This window comes from Acidovorax sp. 59 (assembly GCF_002754175.1).
Taxonomy (GTDB): domain Bacteria; phylum Pseudomonadota; class Gammaproteobacteria; order Burkholderiales; family Burkholderiaceae_C; genus Acidovorax; species Acidovorax delafieldii.
In genome coordinates this window covers 2778725-2794067 of the sequence record NZ_PEET01000001.1, presented here as the reverse complement: position 1 = coordinate 2794067, position 15343 = coordinate 2778725, and the positions used below count along the sequence as shown (strand labels likewise).

The window sequence follows — 15343 nt, the reverse complement described above, 5'->3', positions numbered from 1 at the left end:
ATGACCTGGATCGACTTTGTAAACCTGCTGATCAACGGATTGATCGAAGGCCTGGTGGTGGCACTGCCTGCCCTGGCCATGACCCTGGTGATGGGCGTTAACCGCTTTCCCAACGCAGCCACGGGCGACATGCTCACCACCGGTGCCTACGCTGCCGTGGCGGTGCAGATGCTGGGGGGCTGGCCGTTGTGGGCGGCGGCGCTCATCAGCATGGTGGTCACGGCTGTGGTGTCGGCGGGCTCCTACACGCTGATCTTTCGCAAGCTGGCCGGGCGGCCCATGGTGTCGTCCATGCTCGCGGCCATTGGCCTCGGGTTTTTGCTGCGCAGCCTGATCGGCTTTTTTGCCGGGCATGACCAGCGCACGTTTGACCTGCCCCTGGTGCGCGCCTGGAACTTTGGCGGCATTCGCGTGTTGCCCACCGACCTGGCTATTGCGGCGGTGGCCGCCGTTTGCCTGCTGGTGGTGTTTGTGCTGATCTATCGCACCAGCTTTGGCCGCCAGCTGCGCGCCGTGGCGGACAGTGCGGACCTGGCGCGGGCCAGCGGCATCCGCGCCAATGGGTTGATGCTGAGCCTGTGGCTGTTGGTGGGCGCGTTGTCATCACTGGGCGGCGTGCTGCTGGGCATGAAGGCCGTGGTCAGCCCCGAGATGGGGTGGGAGAGCCTGATCCCCGCGTTTGCCGCCATGGTGCTGGGCGGCATCGGTAGCCCGGTGGGCGCGGTGCTGGGTGCGCTGCTGCTGTGCGTGGCGCAAGAGCTGGCGGTGCCGCTGATGGGGCCGTCGTACAAGCTGGTGCTGTCGTTTGTGGTGTTGGCCCTGGTGCTGCTGGTGCGCCCGGCGGGCATCATGGGCCGCGTGCAACTGGTGCGGTAAGGAGTTCGACCGATGATTGCTTACCTGTGTGCCATTGGCATCGTTGCGCTTATCTACTGCCTGCTGGCGCTGGGCCTGAACCTGCAGTTCGGCCTGACCCGGCTGGTCAACTTTGGCGTCGTGGCGTTCTTTGCCGTGGGCGCCTACACCTCGGGCCTGCTGGCGCTGCAAGGCGTGCCGCTGGTGCTGTGTTTTGTGGCGGCGGGTGTGCTCTCGGGCTTACTGGCGCTGCCCATTGGCCTGCTGTCGCTGCGACTGCGCGATGACTACCTGGCCATCGTGACGCTGGGCTTTTCGGAGGCGGTGCGCATCTCCATCCAGCAAGAAAGCTGGCTGACCAAGGGCGTGCAGGGCTTGCCCGGCTTGCCCAAGCTGTTTGCGTCCTGGGGCAGCGGCGTGTCGGACATGGCGATTTTTGCCACGCTGCTGGCCGTGGTTGCTGTGGTAGCCTGGGGCACGGTGCGCCTGGCGGCCAGTCCGTTTGGGCGGCTGCTCAAGGCCATTGGCGACGATGAGCCCGCGTTGTCGGCCCTGGGCAAGGACCCTGCCTGGTTCAAGGTGCAGGTGTTCATGCTGGGGGCGGCGCTGGCTGGCGTGGCGGGGGCGTTCTATGCGCACTTCATCACCTTCATCACGCCAGAGCAGTTCATCCCGCTCATCACGTTCTATGTGTGGATGGGGCTGGTGATGGGCGGCTCGGGCACGGTGCGTGGTGCGGTGTTTGGCTCGCTGCTGCTCATGGTGTTTCTGGAGGGCTCGCGCTTTGCCAAGGACTGGGTGCCGGGCGTGTCAGAAGTTGGCATGGCCAGCCTGCGCCTAGCTGCGGTGGGCCTGGCGCTGATTCTGGTCACCCTGCACAAGCCCAACGGCCTGTTTGGAGGCAAAACCCAATGACCGCAACAACGATGCTGAAAGTGGAGGCCGTCACGCGGCAGTTTGGCGGCTTCAAGGCGGTGGACGGTGTGTCGCTGCAACTGGGGGCGGGCGAGATTCTGGGCATTGCAGGCACCAACGGTGCGGGCAAAAGCACATTGTTTGCGGCCATTGCCGGGCAGCAGCCAGCGGATGCGGGGCAGATCCAGTTTGAAGGGCAGGACATTACCCGCATGCCCCCCTACCGCCGCGCGCGGCTGGGGCTGGTGCGCACGTTCCAGATTCCGCGCGAGTTCAAGAGCCTCACGGTGCACGAGAACCTGATGGCGGCTGCCGCCAACCCGCAAGGGGAGCGGCTGGTGAATGCCTTCTTCCAGACGCGCAGTCTGCGCGAGCACGAGGCGCAGCTGTCTGCCAAGGCGGACCGCATCCTCCAGTTTTTGAACCTGGCGCGGGTGCGCGATGTGAAGGCGGGGGGCTTGTCGGGCGGGCAGAAGAAGCTGGTGGAGCTGGGCCGGGTGCTGATGCTGGACCCGCGCTGCATCTTGCTGGATGAGCCGTTTGCCGGGGTGAACCCGGTGCTGATTGAAGAGATCTGTGACCGTGTGCGCGAGCTGAACGGGCAGGGCATTGCGTTCATCGTGATCGAGCACCACCTGCAGGCGCTCAAGTCGCTGTCCAACCGCATGATCGTGATGGACCGGGGCTCCATCCTGGCCGAGGGTGACCCGCACACGGTGCTGGACGACCCGCGTGTGCAGGAAGCCTACATGGGAGGGGTGGTATGAGCGGCGCAAACAACTTGCTGCAGATCGCGCAATTGCGCGGCGGGTATTCCGAGGTGGACATCATCCACGGCATTGACCTGGCCGTGGCGCCGGGCGAGATCGTGACCATTGCAGGCACCAACGGTGCGGGCAAATCCACGCTGGTGAAGGCGCTGCTGGGCCTGTTGCCACGGGTGGCGGGCACCATCCACCTGGGTGGGCGCGACATCACGGCCTTGTCGGCCGAAGACCGCTTTGACGCAGGGCTGGCCTACGTGCCGCAGGTGGCCAATGTGTTCCCGTCGCTCACCGTGCGCGAGAACCTGTTGGTGGTGCGCGGCGTGGCAAACATCAAGCGCCGCATGGACGAGGTGCTGGCCGACTTTCCGGCGCTGGTGGAACGGTTGCCTCAGCCCGCCAGCAACCTCTCGGGCGGCGAGCGCCAGCAGCTCGCCTTTGCGCGGGCCCTCATGCCATCGCCGCGCATCATGGTGCTGGACGAACCGACGGCGGCGCTGGCACCGTCACTGGTCGGCAAGGTGTTTGACATGGTGCAAAAGCTGCCCGCCGCAGGCGTGGCGGTGCTGATGGTGGAGCAGCGCGCGCGCCAGGCGCTGCAGATCAGCCAGCAGGGCTACATCCTGGACCAGGGGCGCTGCGTGCTGCAGGGCCCGGCGCAGGGGCTGCTGGCCGATGAGCGCATGGCGCAGCTTTACCTGGGCAACCACTGAGCCACAGGGCACCCAGCCCTCAATGAAGAACACCGAGGAGGCTGCACGCCTGCTCGGTGTTCTGCTATATATTCAATAGCTACTAGCGCATGTTGTACTGGCGCTAGTAGCTGTTTTGATGCTTAACGAAGCACCAGCACAGGGATATGCGAATGCGTCAGCACATGCTGCGTTTCGCTGCCCAACAGCAAGCGCTTGAGGCCCTTGCGGCCGTGCGATGCCATCACGATCAGGTCGCACTTGTGCTTCTTGGCGGCTGCAATCACGGCTTCGGCCACCAGGTCGGACTTGGCGACCACGGCCTTCACGGTCACGCCTTGTGCGCCGCCCTGGGCTTTCACGCCATCGACCATGGCCTGTGCAGCATCGCCCCACTGGGCTTCGATGCGTTTGACGTCGTTCATGTCCACCGGCATGCCGCCTTCAAAGTAGCTGCGGGGGTAGCGGGGCACCACCTTGAGGGCGACCACGGTGGCGCCGGTCAGTGCGGCCAGGGACAGGCCATGTTCCACCGCTTTGTCCGACAGAGGGGATCCGTCTGTGGCGATCAGGATGCGTTTGTACATAAAAGGGCTCCTCAAAGTGATGGAACAAGCTTAGGATGAATCATGTTCCGGGGCTTGATCCAGGTCAATGTAGTTGTCATGCCCCACAGATAGGCTTGAACCATGTCCATGTTTCAACCCGGTGCGCCGGCTTCTTCTGCGGTGCATCCTTCTGACAGCGTGGCAGATCCGGTGCCGCCGCAGCGGGTAGAGCTGCTGGATGACCCCCAGGAATGGCTGGCGTTCGGCCGACCCTGTACCCCTGCCGGTAGCCCTTTGCCCAGCGGTGCAGCCGACAGCGTCGCCGCTGACGCCGCAGCCACCGCATGGGACTCCCATGTGGTGCTGGAGGGCATGCACTGCGCGGCCTGTGCCCTCACGATCGAAGACGCCCTGCGGGCCGTGCCCGGCGTGTTGCAAGCCGATGTGAGCGCCGCTACGCGCCGGGCGCGCGTGGTGTGGCAGCCTGGCCGGGTATTGCCGTCGCAGTGGATGGAGGCCGTGCGCCACGCGGGTTACCGTGCCATGCCCGCCATGGATGCGTTTGCGCGCGACCAGCGCCTGCGCGAGAGCCGCCGTGCGCTGTGGCGCTGGCTGGTGGCGGGCTTTTGCATGATGCAGGTGATGATGTACGCGTGGCCCGCCTACGTGGCACAGCCGGGCGACCTGTCGGGCGAGATGGAGCAGCTGTTGCGCTGGGCCTCCTGGGTCATCACGCTGCCCATGGTGGTGTTTTCCTGTGGTCCATTTTTTACCAGCGCGCTGCGCGACATTCGCCTGCGCCGCGTCAGCATGGACCTGCCCGTGGCGTTGGGCATGGCCATCACGTTCGTGGTCAGCACCGCTGGCACTTTTGACCCTGCAGGCATCTTTGGCAAGGAGGTGTACTACGACTCCTTGACCATGTTCGTGTTCTTCCTGCTCACCGGCCGCTGGCTGGAGCTGCGCCTGCGGGATCGAACGGCGGGTGCGCTGGAGGCCGTGATGAACCGCCTGCCCGACAGTGTGGAGCGGCGCGCGGCGGATGGCAGCTTCACCCGCGTGGCCACGCGGCGCATTGTGGTGGGGGACACCATCCGTGTGCTGCCCGGCGAGGCGTTTCCCGCCGACGGCCGCATCACGGCAGGCAGCACCCACGCCGATGAGGCTCTGCTGACGGGCGAATCCACACCCGTTGCACGCCCTGTTGGCAGCGCCGTGACGGCGGGCAGCTACAACCTGCAGGCGCCGGTCGAGGTGCTGGTGGAAGGCACGGGTGGGCAAACCCGCTTTGCGCAGATCGTGGCACTGATGGAGAGCGCATCGCTGCAGAAGCCACGGCTGGCGCAGCTGGCGGACCGCATTGCGCGGCCTTTCCTGGTCGCCGTGTTGCTGGCGGCGGCGCTGGCGGTTGCCTACTGGTGGCCGTCGGACCCCGGGCATGCGCTGATGGTGGGGGTGGCCGTGCTCATCGTCACCTGCCCGTGCGCGTTGTCGCTGGCCACCCCGGTGGCCATGCTCACGGCGGCAGGCACGCTGGCGCGCCACGGCGTGCTGGTGCGCAATCTGCAGGGGCTGGAGGCGCTGGCCCAGGTGGACACCATGGTGTTTGACAAGACCGGTACGCTGACCCGCGACGGTATGGCGCTGCAAGCGGTGCATCCTGCGGGCGGTTGCAGCGCAGAAGAGGCGCTGGACCTGGCCGCAGCGCTCGCGCGCCAGTCCATGCACCCGGCTTCGCGGGCATTGGCTGCGGCGGCTTCTGCACAGCAGCTGCCGCTGGGGCGTTGGCAGGTGACGGGCCTGCAAGAGGATGCAGGGCAGGGGCTGACTGCTACCGTGGAGGACACCACCGGGGCAGCAGTTGCTCGCACGATCCGCTTGGGCTCTGCTCGCCATGCGGGCGTTGCCAACGATGCCGGCGGTGCTGCGCTGCAGGTCGTGCTCTCTGAGCAATCGGCAGATGGAGCCTTGTGCGAACTGGCCCGCTTCGATCTGGTGGAAGACCTGCGGGCTGAGGCCTCCGCCGTGGTGCACGCCTTGCAGCAGGACGGTGTGGCCGTGCAATTGCTGTCGGGTGACCGCCGGGGTGCAGTGCAGCGGGTGGCCGCGCAGGCGGGCATTGCCCAGGCCCAGGGCGAGTGCACTCCGCAGGGCAAGCTGGCCGCGCTGCAGGCACTGCAGTCGCAAGGACACCACGTGGCCATGGTGGGCGATGGCCTCAATGACGGCCCGGTGCTTGCGGGGGCCCATGTCTCTTTTGCCTTCGGCCGCGCAGTGCCGCTGGCGCAGTCCCGGGCGGACTTTGTGGTGCTGGGCGACAGCCTGGTGCTGGTGCCGCAGACGGTGCTGCTGGCACGCCGCACCCTGCGCGTGGTGCGCCAGAACCTGTGGTGGGCTGCGGCCTACAACGCGCTGTGTGTGCCGCTGGCGGTGCTGGGCTGGATGCCCGCCTGGCTGGCCGGGCTGGGCATGGCGCTGAGTTCGCTGCTGGTGGTGCTCAATGCAGCGCGCCTGGCGCGCGACCTGCCTTCCTTGCATGGCTCGCCCAGTAGTGCGCCATTGCCCACGGTGGCGTTGCCTGCACGCCCCGACCCCATGGCTGGCAGCGCGCCGCAGCCGCCCGTTGATCTTTCGAAGACCTCACTGGAGCCTGTCTGATGGACATCCTTTATTTGCTGATTCCTCTGTCCGTGATGCTGGTGCTCCTGATTCTGGGAGGCCTGTGGTGGGCCGTGTACCACGGCCAGTTCGAGAGCGTCGAACAAGAGGGGGAGCGCATTCTCCGAGACGGTTGACTTGTGTCAATGCCCGATAGCCGCGACTGCAACAAACTCTTACTGCAATACAAAGAGGTGCCCGATGGATTTTCCAAAAACAAATGCTGCGCACTACAACGATACGGTAGTGCGGCAGTTCTCTATCCTGGCCGTGGTGGTGGGGGTGGTCGGCATGCTGGTGGGCGTCATCATCGCCGCCCAGTTGGCTTGGCCAGAACTCAACTTTGGCATTCCGTGGCTGAGTTATGGCCGCTTGCGACCTTTGCACACCAATGCGGTGATCTTTGGTTTTGGCGGTAGCGCGCTGTTTGCTACCAGCTACTACGTGGTGCAGCGCACCTGCCAGGTCCGGCTTTTTGCTGGCCCACTGGCCGCATTCACCTTCTGGGGCTGGGTGCTGGTCATTGCGGCAGCGGTCATCAGCCTGCCCATGGGCTACACCCAAGGCAAGGAATACGCTGAACTTGAATGGCCCATTGACATCCTGATCACGCTGGTCTGGGTGTCCTATGCCATCGTGTTCTTCGGAACCATTGGCACCCGCAAGGTCAAGCACATCTATGTGGCCAACTGGTTCTTTGGTGCCTTCATCCTGGCCGTGGCGCTGCTGCACCTGGTGAACAGCGCAGCCATCCCTGCGGGCATGATGAAGAGCTACTCGGCCTATGCCGGTGTGCAGGACGCCATGGTGCAATGGTGGTACGGCCACAATGCAGTGGGCTTCTTCCTGACCGCTGGCTTCCTGGGCATGATGTACTACTTCATCCCCAAGCAGGCGGGCCGTCCGGTGTACAGCTACCGCCTGTCGATCGTCCACTTCTGGGCGCTGATCTTCACCTACATGTGGGCCGGCCCACACCACCTGCACTACACCGCGCTGCCCGACTGGACGCAATCGGTGGGCATGGTGTTCTCGCTCATCCTGCTGGCCCCCAGCTGGGGCGGCATGATCAACGGCATCATGACCCTGTCGGGTGCATGGCACAAGCTGCGTGACGACCCCATCCTGCGCTTCCTGATCGTGTCGCTGTCGTTCTACGGCATGTCCACGTTCGAGGGCCCGATGATGTCCATCAAGACCGTCAATGCCCTGAGCCACTACACCGACTGGACCATTGGCCACGTGCACTCCGGCGCCCTGGGCTGGGTGGGTCTGATCTCGATGGGTTCGCTGTACTACCTGGTGCCACGCCTGTTCGGCAAGGACAAGATGCACTCTGTCAAGGCGATCGAGCTGCACTTCTGGATGGCCACCATCGGCATCGTGCTGTACATCGCAGCGATGTGGATTGCCGGCGTGATGCAGGGCCTGATGTGGCGCGCGGTCAACCCCGACGGCACCCTGACCTACACCTTCGTGGAAAGCGTGAAGGCCACCTATCCCTTTTATGTGATCCGTGTGGCGGGTGGCTTGCTGTACCTGGGCGGCATGCTGGTCATGGCCTGGAACGTGTGGCTGACTGCCATCTCGGGCCGTTCGGTCAAGGTGGCCATTCCTGCTGTGAACGCGGCCCACGCTTGAGTCCGAAGGAGATCATTCATGTCCAACAACAACACATCTGCTTCGACCGGTTTCTCCCATGAAAAGGTGGAGACCAACAACTTTCTGATGATCGTGCTCATCCTGATCGTGATCGCCATTGGTGGTCTGGTCGAGATCGTGCCCCTGTTCTTCCAGAAGTCCACGACCGAGGCGGTCAAGGGCGTGGAGCCCTACAACGCCCTGCAGCTGGCGGGCCGCGACATCTACATCCGCGAGGGTTGCTACAACTGCCATTCGCAGATGATCCGCCCCTTCCGCGCCGAGACGCTGCGCTACGGCCACTACTCGGTGGCGGGCGAGTTTGTGTATGACCATCCCTTCCAGTGGGGCAGCAAGCGCACGGGGCCTGACCTGCACCGCGTGGGTGGCAAGTACAGCGACGAATGGCATCGCATCCACCTGAACAACCCCCGCGATGTGGTGCCCGAGTCCAACATGCCCGCGTACCCCTGGCTTGAAAAGAACCAGGTGGACCCTGCAGTGATGGCTCCACGCATGAAGGCCCTGCGCACCGTGGGAGTGCCTTACACCGACGAGCAGATCACCGCTGCGGCGGGCGAGGTCAAGGGCAAGACGGAGCAGGACGCGCTCATCGCCTACCTGCAAGTCATGGGCCGTGCGCTCAAGTAAGCAAAGGAGATATCCCATGGACATCACCACCATGCGCATCGTCGCCACCCTGGCATCGATGGCCTGCTTCATTGGCATCTGGGTCTGGGCCTACCGAGGCCGCAACAAGGCCCGGTTCGACGAGGCAGCCCAGCTGCCTTTCGAGACAGATTGACCTTCACCAGAACGAGAACACCCCATGAGTGACTTCACCAGCAATTTCTGGTCGGTCTTTGTGACCACGCTGACCCTGGTCGGCATCATCGCCTGCGGCATCCTGCTTTGGATGGCAGGCCGCAAGAAGGTGGTTGCCACCTCCGACAACACCACCGGCCATGTCTGGGACGAGGACCTGGTTGAAATGAACAACCCCCTGCCGCGCTGGTGGGTGTGGCTGTTCGTCATCACCATCGTCTTTGGCCTGGGCTACCTGGCTGCCTACCCAGGTCTGGGCAGCTTTACCGGCAAGCTCAACTGGACGCAAAAGGGGGAGTACGAAGCCGAGATGGCCAAGGCCAAGACGGAGCTGGAGCCCCTGTATGCCCGCTTTGTATCCATGAAGCCCGAAGACGTGGCCAAGGACCCGCAGGCCCATGCCATTGGCGAGCGCTTGTTCATGAACAACTGCGCGCAGTGCCACGGCTCGGATGCACGCGGCAGCAAGGGCTTCCCGAACCTGACGGACAACGACTGGCTGCATGGCGGCACACCCGAAAAGATCCGCGAGACGCTGGAGAAGGGCCGCATCGGCAACATGCCTCCCATGGCAGCGGCCGTGGGCACCCCAGAAGATGTGCGCAACCTGTCGCATTACGTGTTGAGCCTGTCGGGTAGCCCGCACGACTCGCTGCGTGCATCGCTGGGCAAGTCCAAATTTGCAGCTTGCGCGGCCTGCCACGGCATGGATGGCAAGGGCAACCAGGCACTGGGTGCACCCAATCTGACCGACGATATCTGGCTGCATGGCTGGGGCGAGGCTGCCATCACGGCCATGATCAATAACGGAAAGGTCAACCAGATGCCTGCACAGGCCGAGAAGTTGACCGAGGCGCAGATCGGCGTACTCTCTGCCTATGTGTGGGGCCTGTCGAACAAGCAGGTGGCTGCACGTTGATATGTCCACCGGGCGGTGCTTGAGGCACTGCCCGGGTTTTCTTTTCAGAGTAAGCCTGTCCTCCGTTCATAAAGCGACACCATGAGCACACCCAGCGAGCCTGCTCGCAAGGTCATCCCGATTACGCCAGTCGCCGCCGATGCGTCCTCTGCGGGCGAGATCATCTCGCTGTACGAAGCGCAAAAGAAGATCTACCCGCGCTCGATCAGCGGATTGTTTGCGCGCTGGCGTTGGGGCATGGTGCTTTTGACGCAGCTGGTGTTTTACGGGCTGCCGTGGTTTGAATGGGGCCAGCGCCAGATGGTGCTGTTTGATCTCGGGGCTCGCAGGTTCTACATCTTTGGCCTGGTGCTCTATCCGCAGGATTTCATCTATCTCACCGGCCTTCTGATCATTTCGGCGCTGTCGCTGTTCCTTTTCACCGCCGTGGCAGGGCGCCTGTGGTGTGGCTTTGCCTGTCCGCAGACGGTGTACACCGAAATGTTCATGTGGATCGAGCACAAGATCGAAGGCGATCGCAGTGCCCGCCTCCGTCTGGACAATGGTCCCTGGACGTTCGAGAAGATCCGCAAAAAATTTCTCAAGCAGGTGGTGTGGATCACCGTGGCCCTGTGGACTGGGTTCACTTTCGTGGGGTACTTCGTGCCCATCCGCGAACTGGGCAGCGAGCTGCTGGCGTTTGAAGGCGGCTGGCAGATTTTCTGGGTGCTGTTCTACGGTTTTGCCACCTACGGCAACGCAGGCTTCATGCGTGAGCAGGTCTGCAAGTACATGTGTCCCTATGCGCGCTTTCAGAGCGCAATGTTTGATAAAGACACGCTCATCGTCACCTACGACCCTGAGCGTGGCGAGCAGCGCGGCCCGCGCAAGAAGAACATTGACTACAAGGCCCAGGGACTTGGCGACTGCATTGACTGCTCGCTGTGTGTGCAGGTCTGTCCGGTGGGCATCGATATCCGCAAGGGCTTGCAATATGAGTGCATTGGTTGCGGGTTGTGTGTGGACGCCTGCAATACGGTGATGGACAAGATGCAGTACCCGCGTGGCCTGATCCGCTATTCCACCCAGAACGGCGTGGCCAAGCGCTGGACGCAGTCCCAGATGCTGCGTCGCGTGTTGCGTCCCCGTGTGCTGATCTACACCGCCGTGCTGGTAGCACTGTGCGTTGCCATGCTGGCCAGCCTGGTGGTGCGCACACCGCTGAAGGTGGATGTCGTGCGTGACCGGGCCGCGCTCTCGCGCATTGTGGCGGGGGGCAAACTGGAGAATATTTACCGGCTGCAGATCATGAATGCCACGGAGGGCGAACAGCGCTACCGCATCAGTGCGCGTGGACTGGAGGGGCTGGAGGTGGCCTCCGAGGCCGAAGTGGATATTGGCGCAGCAGAGTCGCGCTGGGTGGCCGTGCGTTTGCAGATTCCGTACGGTTCCGCCACGTCGGGCTCGCATGCGGTTCAGTTTGACGTGCAGGCCGTAGGGGCAGCTGCCCACGTGACGGAAAAATCCGTGTTTCTTGTGCCGCGTTGAGCGGCATCCCGGTGGGGCCTTTCAGGGCCGCACTTTGACCGATATTGTTGAGGAGTAGAGCACCATGTCTTCAAACCCTGCCATCGCGACACCGGCAGTTCCCGTGCCCTGGTGGAAGTTCGGCCATGTGTGGCTGGTGATTGCCGGGCCTGCCATCGTGATCGTGGCTGGCTTTGTGACGCTGTGGCTGGCGATTTCTCGGCCTGACCCGGTGGTGGCCGAGGATTACTACCGCCAGGGCATTGAGATCAATAAGACCTTGGTGGCGCCGGAGAAAAGCCTGGCACCGGCACTCAAGGCCCGCAACCATGCGGCCACCCCCGTGCAAGACCAACCACGCTGACAACCCTCCGGTCGCTGCCCCCAGCGACCCCAGGCAGCACCAGGAGACAGAACCGATATGTGGACGCAACGCCTGATGTGGATTGCATGGCCCGCCTTCTTGATGGCGGGCGTGCTGGAGATGCTGGTTTTTGCCATGGTGGACCCCCAGGACCTGCACTGGTTCGGTCAGCCCTTGGCGCTGTCACGGCAAGGGGTGTACACCCTCGCATTTTTTGTGTTTTGGGCTATCACCATGGCCACGAGCGCATTGACGACACTGCTGTCCATGTCTCCGTTCGAGGTCAACCGGTGCCCGGTGCCCGATGGGGAGCGCCCCGACGATTGCCGCAAGACATCGTCCTGCCCCTGAGCCCTTTTCGCCTGCTTGTCTGGGCATGCAATGCATGCCGTTTCGCAAGAGATGGTTGTACTTTGTGCTGAACCGACCCTCTGCGTGGAAGTGGTTCAGTGTCAGTGTCGTCAGTGGCAGGTCTGCTGGCTGTTCACGATGCGTCGCAGGGCATCGGTGTCGAGAATGCGCACATGGCGCTGTTTGACTTCCACGATCCCTTCTTCCACAAACTTGGAGAAGGTCCGGCTGACCGTTTCGAGTTTGAGGCCGAGGTAGCTGCCGATTTCTTCGCGCGTCATGCGCAACACCAGTTCCGACTGCGAGAAGCCCCGTGCATGCAGGCGCTGCACCAGGTTCAGCAAAAAGGCGGCCAGGCGTTCCTCGGCACGCATGCTGCCCAGCAGCAACATCACGCCGTGCTCGCGCACGATCTCGCGACTCATGATCTTGTGCACGTGGTGCTGCAGGGCTGTGACTTCGCGTGACAGCTCTTCAATGCGGTCGAAGGGCATGACACACACTTCGGCGTCTTCAAGTGCCACCGCATCACAGGTATGGTGGTCATTGACGATGCCGTCGAGCCCGATGATCTCGCCCGCCATCTGAAAGCCCGTGACCTGGTCGCGACCGTCTTCTGTGGCCACGCAGGTCTTGAAGAACCCGGTGCGGATGGCATACAGGGACGTGAAGGACTCGCCATTGCGAAACAGCGTGCCTCCGCGTTTGACTTTGCGACGGACGGCAACCACCTCGTCAATGCGCTGGAGCTGCTCTTCGTTCAAGCCCACGGGCATGCACAGCTCGCGGAGGTTGCAGTTGGAGCAGGCGACTTTGATGGTGAGCGGGTTCATAGGCACATGGACTTGGGTTGTTGGTCGAGCATATCGTGCTTGCCGTACACGAACCTGAATACAGGGCGCGGGCGAGCAGCTGACCTTCATCAAATTGTCGCCGTATCGCTTGTTGGTTCACTTGATGCAGGTCAAGGACATGTCCCGGAGCCTACGGCACAGTCAAGGTGTACGCAAGGAAATTTCCCCATGACTGCTGTTTCGCCAGATCTTCTGCGCCGCTTTGACGTGCCAGGGCCCCGTTATACGTCCTATCCAACGGCCGACCGATTTGTGGAGGCCTTCGGTCAGGAAGATTATGTGCTGGCGCTGCAACAGCGCCGTTCGGGCACGCTGGCCAAGACCATGCCGCTGTCCCTGTACGTGCACATCCCGTTTTGCGAATCCCTGTGCTACTACTGCGCCTGCAACAAGATCATCACCAAACACCATGACCGCGCCGAGGTCTACTTGCGCTACCTGAGCCGCGAGATCGACCTGCACACCGCGCACTGTGGCGTAGGACAGGTGGTGAGTCAATTGCACCTGGGCGGTGGCACGCCCACCTTCCTCTCAGATGCGGGCTTGCGGGAGCTGATGGCCATGCTCAAGCGCAGCTTCACGCTGGCGCCCGGGGGCGAATACTCGATCGAAGTGGATCCGCGCACGGTCAACTCCGAGCGTCTGGCGCTCCTGGCTGAATTGGGTTTTAACCGCCTGAGTTTTGGCGTGCAGGACTTTGATGCCGAAGTGCAAAAGGCCGTGCACCGCATTCAGCCTGCAGAGCAGGTTTTTGCGCTGGTGGAGTCCGCCCGCTCGCTGGGCTTTGATTCGGTGAACGTGGACCTGATCTACGGCCTGCCGCGCCAGACGCCAGAGTCTTTTGACCGCACGCTGGCGCAGGTGGCGCAGCTGCGGCCTGACCGCATTGCGTTGTATGCCTATGCACACTTGCCGGAGCGTTTCAAGCCACAGCGTCGCATCATCTCCGCCGAATTGCCCACAGGCGCGAGCAAGCTGTCCATGCTCTCGCGCTCACTCGATGCGTTCATGGACGCTGGGTATGTCTATGTGGGCATGGACCACTTTGCTCTGCCTACCGACGCACTGGCCGTGGCCAAGCGCCAGGGACGCTTGCACCGCAACTTCCAGGGCTACAGCACGCAGCCAGACTGCGACCTGATTGGACTGGGCGTATCGGCCATCGGCCGGGTAGGGGCGACTTACAGCCAGAACTCCAAGACGCTGGACGAGTACTACGACTTCCTGGACCAAGGGCGGCTACCTGTGGTCCGCGGGCTGGCCCTGACCCGCGACGACCTGGTGCGCCGCGCGGCCATCATGGCCCTGATGTGCCAGGGCGAGCTGCTGTTCGAGCCGATGGAGCAGGCGTGGCTGATCGATTTCCGCCAGTACTTCGCAGCAGAGTTGGCGCAGCTGGAGGGTATGCAGGAGCAGGGGCTGGTACGGGTGGGGCCGGAGGGCATTGAAGTGACCGCCACCGGGTGGTTCTTCGTGCGCGGTATCGCCATGGTTTTTGACCGTTATCTGCAGGCAGACCGCAACCGCGCCCGGTTTTCGCGCATCATCTGACACCTATGCTTGCCACTGTTGGCTGGACCGCTTTGCTCATGGGACTCGCCGGCGGGTCCCATTGCTTGGTCATGTGTTCCGCGCCCTGCGGAGCATTGGTGCGGCAGGGCGGCGCAGCACAGGCGGACGGTGGCGCGGAGCAGGAGGTGCGCTGGGCGCCGCGTGGCGGTGCGCTGCAGCGCACCATGGCCTTTCACGCAGGGCGCCTGGTGGGGTATGCCAGCGCAGGTGCACTGGCGGCCTTGGCCATGGACAGTCTGGCATGGCTGACCCAGCAAACCAGCGCGCTGCGCCCCGCCTGGACACTCATGCATGTGGCGGTGATGGCCTGGGGGCTCATGATGATGGTGCAGTCTCGGCAGCCTGCCTGGGTGGAGCAGGCGGGCCGCTCCGTGTGGGCGCGTGTTCGTCCGCTGGTCGGGGCTCCGGGCGGAGTGATGGCGGCCGGGGTCCTGTGGGCACTGATGCCTTGTGGACTGCTCTATTCGGCCCTGTTGGTCGCGGCGCTCAGCGGGGGGGCGCTGGAGGGGGCCCTCACCATGGCGCTGTTTGCCGTGGGCAGTGGGGTGTGGCTGGTGGGCGGCCCCTGGGCTTGGGGCAGCCTTCGCAACCGCCTGAATCTCGCGCGGGCGCAGTGGGGTACGAGGGCCGCAGGCGCCATGCTGTGCGCGGTAGCTGCCTGGGCACTGTGGATGGATCTCATTTACAAGCCGTCGCTCTGGTGCCGCTGAGCGCGCGGCGCTGATCCGTCCACATGAACCCAGTCGCCCCGCGGCTGGAAGGTGGGCGATGCCTTTGTCGCGGGGACTGGGGTGGTCCAGCCAGGCCCGCTTTCAGTCAAGTGTTGCCGGATCGCTGCGCGGCCTGCCGGTTCTTCGCCACGTCACTGGAACTGGTGAT

Annotated in this window: 17 protein-coding genes; 15 read left to right on the top strand and 2 right to left on the bottom strand. The window is 63.6% G+C overall.

Annotated elements, in window-relative coordinates; genetic code table 11:
• From CLU87_RS12650 to CLU87_RS12635, 4 genes are read left to right on the top strand one after another with little or no spacing between them, the layout of a single operon-like run.
• On the top strand, positions 1–876 hold the full coding sequence (locus tag CLU87_RS12650) for a branched-chain amino acid ABC transporter permease (RefSeq protein WP_099730656.1): 876 nt from the start codon (positions 1–3) through the stop codon (positions 874–876).
• Positions 877–888: 12 nt separating this feature from the next.
• Entirely contained in the window at positions 889–1770 is an 882-nt protein-coding gene (locus tag CLU87_RS12645) for a branched-chain amino acid ABC transporter permease (RefSeq protein WP_099730655.1), read from the top strand.
• A complete protein-coding gene (locus CLU87_RS12640; RefSeq protein WP_082615539.1) occupies positions 1767–2537 on the top strand; it encodes an ABC transporter ATP-binding protein in 771 nt (256 codons plus the stop codon). Before CLU87_RS12645 ends, CLU87_RS12640 begins: the two co-directional genes overlap by 4 nt.
• Positions 2534–3247 carry an ABC transporter ATP-binding protein gene (locus CLU87_RS12635; protein WP_099730654.1) on the top strand — a complete coding sequence of 238 codons (714 nt, stop codon included), beginning with the start codon at positions 2534–2536 and terminating at the stop codon, positions 3245–3247. Before CLU87_RS12640 ends, CLU87_RS12635 begins: the two co-directional genes overlap by 4 nt.
• A gap of 122 nt (positions 3248–3369) precedes the next feature.
• Here the strand turns inward: CLU87_RS12635 and CLU87_RS12630 are convergent, their stop codons facing one another.
• Positions 3370–3813 (bottom strand): universal stress protein, encoded by a 444-nt coding sequence (locus CLU87_RS12630; protein WP_056747152.1) that lies wholly within the window; start codon positions 3811–3813, stop codon positions 3370–3372.
• Between the two features lie 108 nt (positions 3814–3921).
• Between CLU87_RS12630 and CLU87_RS12625 the strand changes: the two genes are divergently transcribed.
• The 9 genes from CLU87_RS12625 to CLU87_RS12585 all read left to right on the top strand — a co-directional run bounded on the left by CLU87_RS12625 (position 3922) and on the right by CLU87_RS12585 (position 12038).
• Positions 3922–6432 carry a cation-translocating P-type ATPase gene (locus CLU87_RS12625; protein ID WP_233193869.1) on the top strand — a complete coding sequence of 837 codons (2511 nt, stop codon included), beginning with the start codon at positions 3922–3924 and terminating at the stop codon, positions 6430–6432.
• Complete coding sequence (gene ccoS, locus CLU87_RS12620) at positions 6432–6569, top strand: cbb3-type cytochrome oxidase assembly protein CcoS (RefSeq protein WP_010460651.1); 138 nt, start codon at positions 6432–6434, stop codon at positions 6567–6569. Before CLU87_RS12625 ends, ccoS begins: the two co-directional genes overlap by 1 nt.
• A 64-nt stretch (positions 6570–6633) precedes the next feature.
• Positions 6634–8073, top strand: a complete 1440-nt coding sequence (ccoN, locus tag CLU87_RS12615; protein ID WP_099730653.1) for a cytochrome-c oxidase, cbb3-type subunit I — start codon at positions 6634–6636, stop codon at positions 8071–8073.
• 18 nt (positions 8074–8091) lie between these two features.
• Complete coding sequence (gene ccoO, locus CLU87_RS12610) at positions 8092–8724, top strand: cytochrome-c oxidase, cbb3-type subunit II (protein ID WP_056747154.1); 633 nt, start codon at positions 8092–8094, stop codon at positions 8722–8724.
• A 16-nt stretch (positions 8725–8740) separates the two neighbouring features.
• Positions 8741–8878 carry a CcoQ/FixQ family Cbb3-type cytochrome c oxidase assembly chaperone gene (locus CLU87_RS12605; protein ID WP_015014811.1) on the top strand — a complete coding sequence of 46 codons (138 nt, stop codon included), beginning with the start codon at positions 8741–8743 and terminating at the stop codon, positions 8876–8878.
• A 24-nt stretch (positions 8879–8902) separates the two neighbouring features.
• Positions 8903–9817 carry a cytochrome-c oxidase, cbb3-type subunit III gene (ccoP, locus tag CLU87_RS12600; protein ID WP_056064389.1) on the top strand — a complete coding sequence of 305 codons (915 nt, stop codon included), beginning with the start codon at positions 8903–8905 and terminating at the stop codon, positions 9815–9817.
• A gap of 81 nt (positions 9818–9898) precedes the next feature.
• Positions 9899–11344: a cytochrome c oxidase accessory protein CcoG gene (gene ccoG / locus CLU87_RS12595; RefSeq protein WP_099730652.1), complete on the top strand. Its 1446-nt coding sequence runs from the start codon at positions 9899–9901 to the stop codon at positions 11342–11344.
• 64 nt (positions 11345–11408) lie between these two features.
• Complete coding sequence (locus tag CLU87_RS12590) at positions 11409–11687, top strand: FixH family protein (protein ID WP_056064383.1); 279 nt, start codon at positions 11409–11411, stop codon at positions 11685–11687.
• A 57-nt stretch (positions 11688–11744) separates the two neighbouring features.
• On the top strand, positions 11745–12038 hold the full coding sequence (locus CLU87_RS12585) for a hypothetical protein (RefSeq protein ID WP_056064380.1): 294 nt from the start codon (positions 11745–11747) through the stop codon (positions 12036–12038).
• 110 nt (positions 12039–12148) lie between these two features.
• Here the strand turns inward: CLU87_RS12585 and fnr are convergent, their stop codons facing one another.
• Positions 12149–12871 (bottom strand): fumarate/nitrate reduction transcriptional regulator Fnr, encoded by a 723-nt coding sequence (gene fnr / locus CLU87_RS12580; RefSeq protein ID WP_015014806.1) that lies wholly within the window; start codon positions 12869–12871, stop codon positions 12149–12151.
• A 189-nt stretch (positions 12872–13060) separates the two neighbouring features.
• On the opposite strand from fnr, the gene hemN reads away from it, so the two are divergent.
• A complete protein-coding gene (gene hemN, locus CLU87_RS12575) occupies positions 13061–14443 on the top strand; it encodes an oxygen-independent coproporphyrinogen III oxidase (RefSeq protein ID WP_099730651.1) in 1383 nt (460 codons plus the stop codon).
• Between the two features lie 5 nt (positions 14444–14448).
• Positions 14449–15174 (top strand): sulfite exporter TauE/SafE family protein, encoded by a 726-nt coding sequence (locus tag CLU87_RS12570; protein ID WP_099730650.1) that lies wholly within the window; start codon positions 14449–14451, stop codon positions 15172–15174.
• Positions 15175–15343 lie beyond the last annotated feature (169 nt).

Bases quoted from the DNA above. Each gene is read 5' to 3' on its own strand.
- ccoS (WP_010460651.1), top strand. From the start codon at position 6,432: ATGGACATCCTTTATTTGCTGATTCCTCTGTCCGTGATGCTGGTGCTC.
- CLU87_RS12635 (WP_099730654.1), top strand. From the start codon at position 2,534: ATGAGCGGCGCAAACAACTTGCTGCAGATCGCGCAATTGCGCGGCGGG.
- CLU87_RS12605 (WP_015014811.1), top strand. From the start codon at position 8,741: ATGGACATCACCACCATGCGCATCGTCGCCACCCTGGCATCGATGGCC.
- CLU87_RS12640 (WP_082615539.1), top strand. From the start codon at position 1,767: ATGACCGCAACAACGATGCTGAAAGTGGAGGCCGTCACGCGGCAGTTT.
- CLU87_RS12650 (WP_099730656.1), top strand. From the start codon at position 1: ATGACCTGGATCGACTTTGTAAACCTGCTGATCAACGGATTGATCGAA.
- fnr (WP_015014806.1), bottom strand. From the start codon at position 12,871: ATGAACCCGCTCACCATCAAAGTCGCCTGCTCCAACTGCAACCTCCGC.
- CLU87_RS12590 (WP_056064383.1), top strand. From the start codon at position 11,409: ATGTCTTCAAACCCTGCCATCGCGACACCGGCAGTTCCCGTGCCCTGG.
- hemN (WP_099730651.1), top strand. From the start codon at position 13,061: ATGACTGCTGTTTCGCCAGATCTTCTGCGCCGCTTTGACGTGCCAGGG.
- CLU87_RS12570 (WP_099730650.1), top strand. From the start codon at position 14,449: ATGCTTGCCACTGTTGGCTGGACCGCTTTGCTCATGGGACTCGCCGGC.
- ccoO (WP_056747154.1), top strand. From the start codon at position 8,092: ATGTCCAACAACAACACATCTGCTTCGACCGGTTTCTCCCATGAAAAG.
- CLU87_RS12630 (WP_056747152.1), bottom strand. From the start codon at position 3,813: ATGTACAAACGCATCCTGATCGCCACAGACGGATCCCCTCTGTCGGAC.
- ccoG (WP_099730652.1), top strand. From the start codon at position 9,899: ATGAGCACACCCAGCGAGCCTGCTCGCAAGGTCATCCCGATTACGCCA.
- CLU87_RS12625 (WP_233193869.1), top strand. From the start codon at position 3,922: ATGTTTCAACCCGGTGCGCCGGCTTCTTCTGCGGTGCATCCTTCTGAC.
- CLU87_RS12645 (WP_099730655.1), top strand. From the start codon at position 889: ATGATTGCTTACCTGTGTGCCATTGGCATCGTTGCGCTTATCTACTGC.
- ccoP (WP_056064389.1), top strand. From the start codon at position 8,903: ATGAGTGACTTCACCAGCAATTTCTGGTCGGTCTTTGTGACCACGCTG.
- ccoN (WP_099730653.1), top strand. From the start codon at position 6,634: ATGGATTTTCCAAAAACAAATGCTGCGCACTACAACGATACGGTAGTG.
- CLU87_RS12585 (WP_056064380.1), top strand. From the start codon at position 11,745: ATGTGGACGCAACGCCTGATGTGGATTGCATGGCCCGCCTTCTTGATG.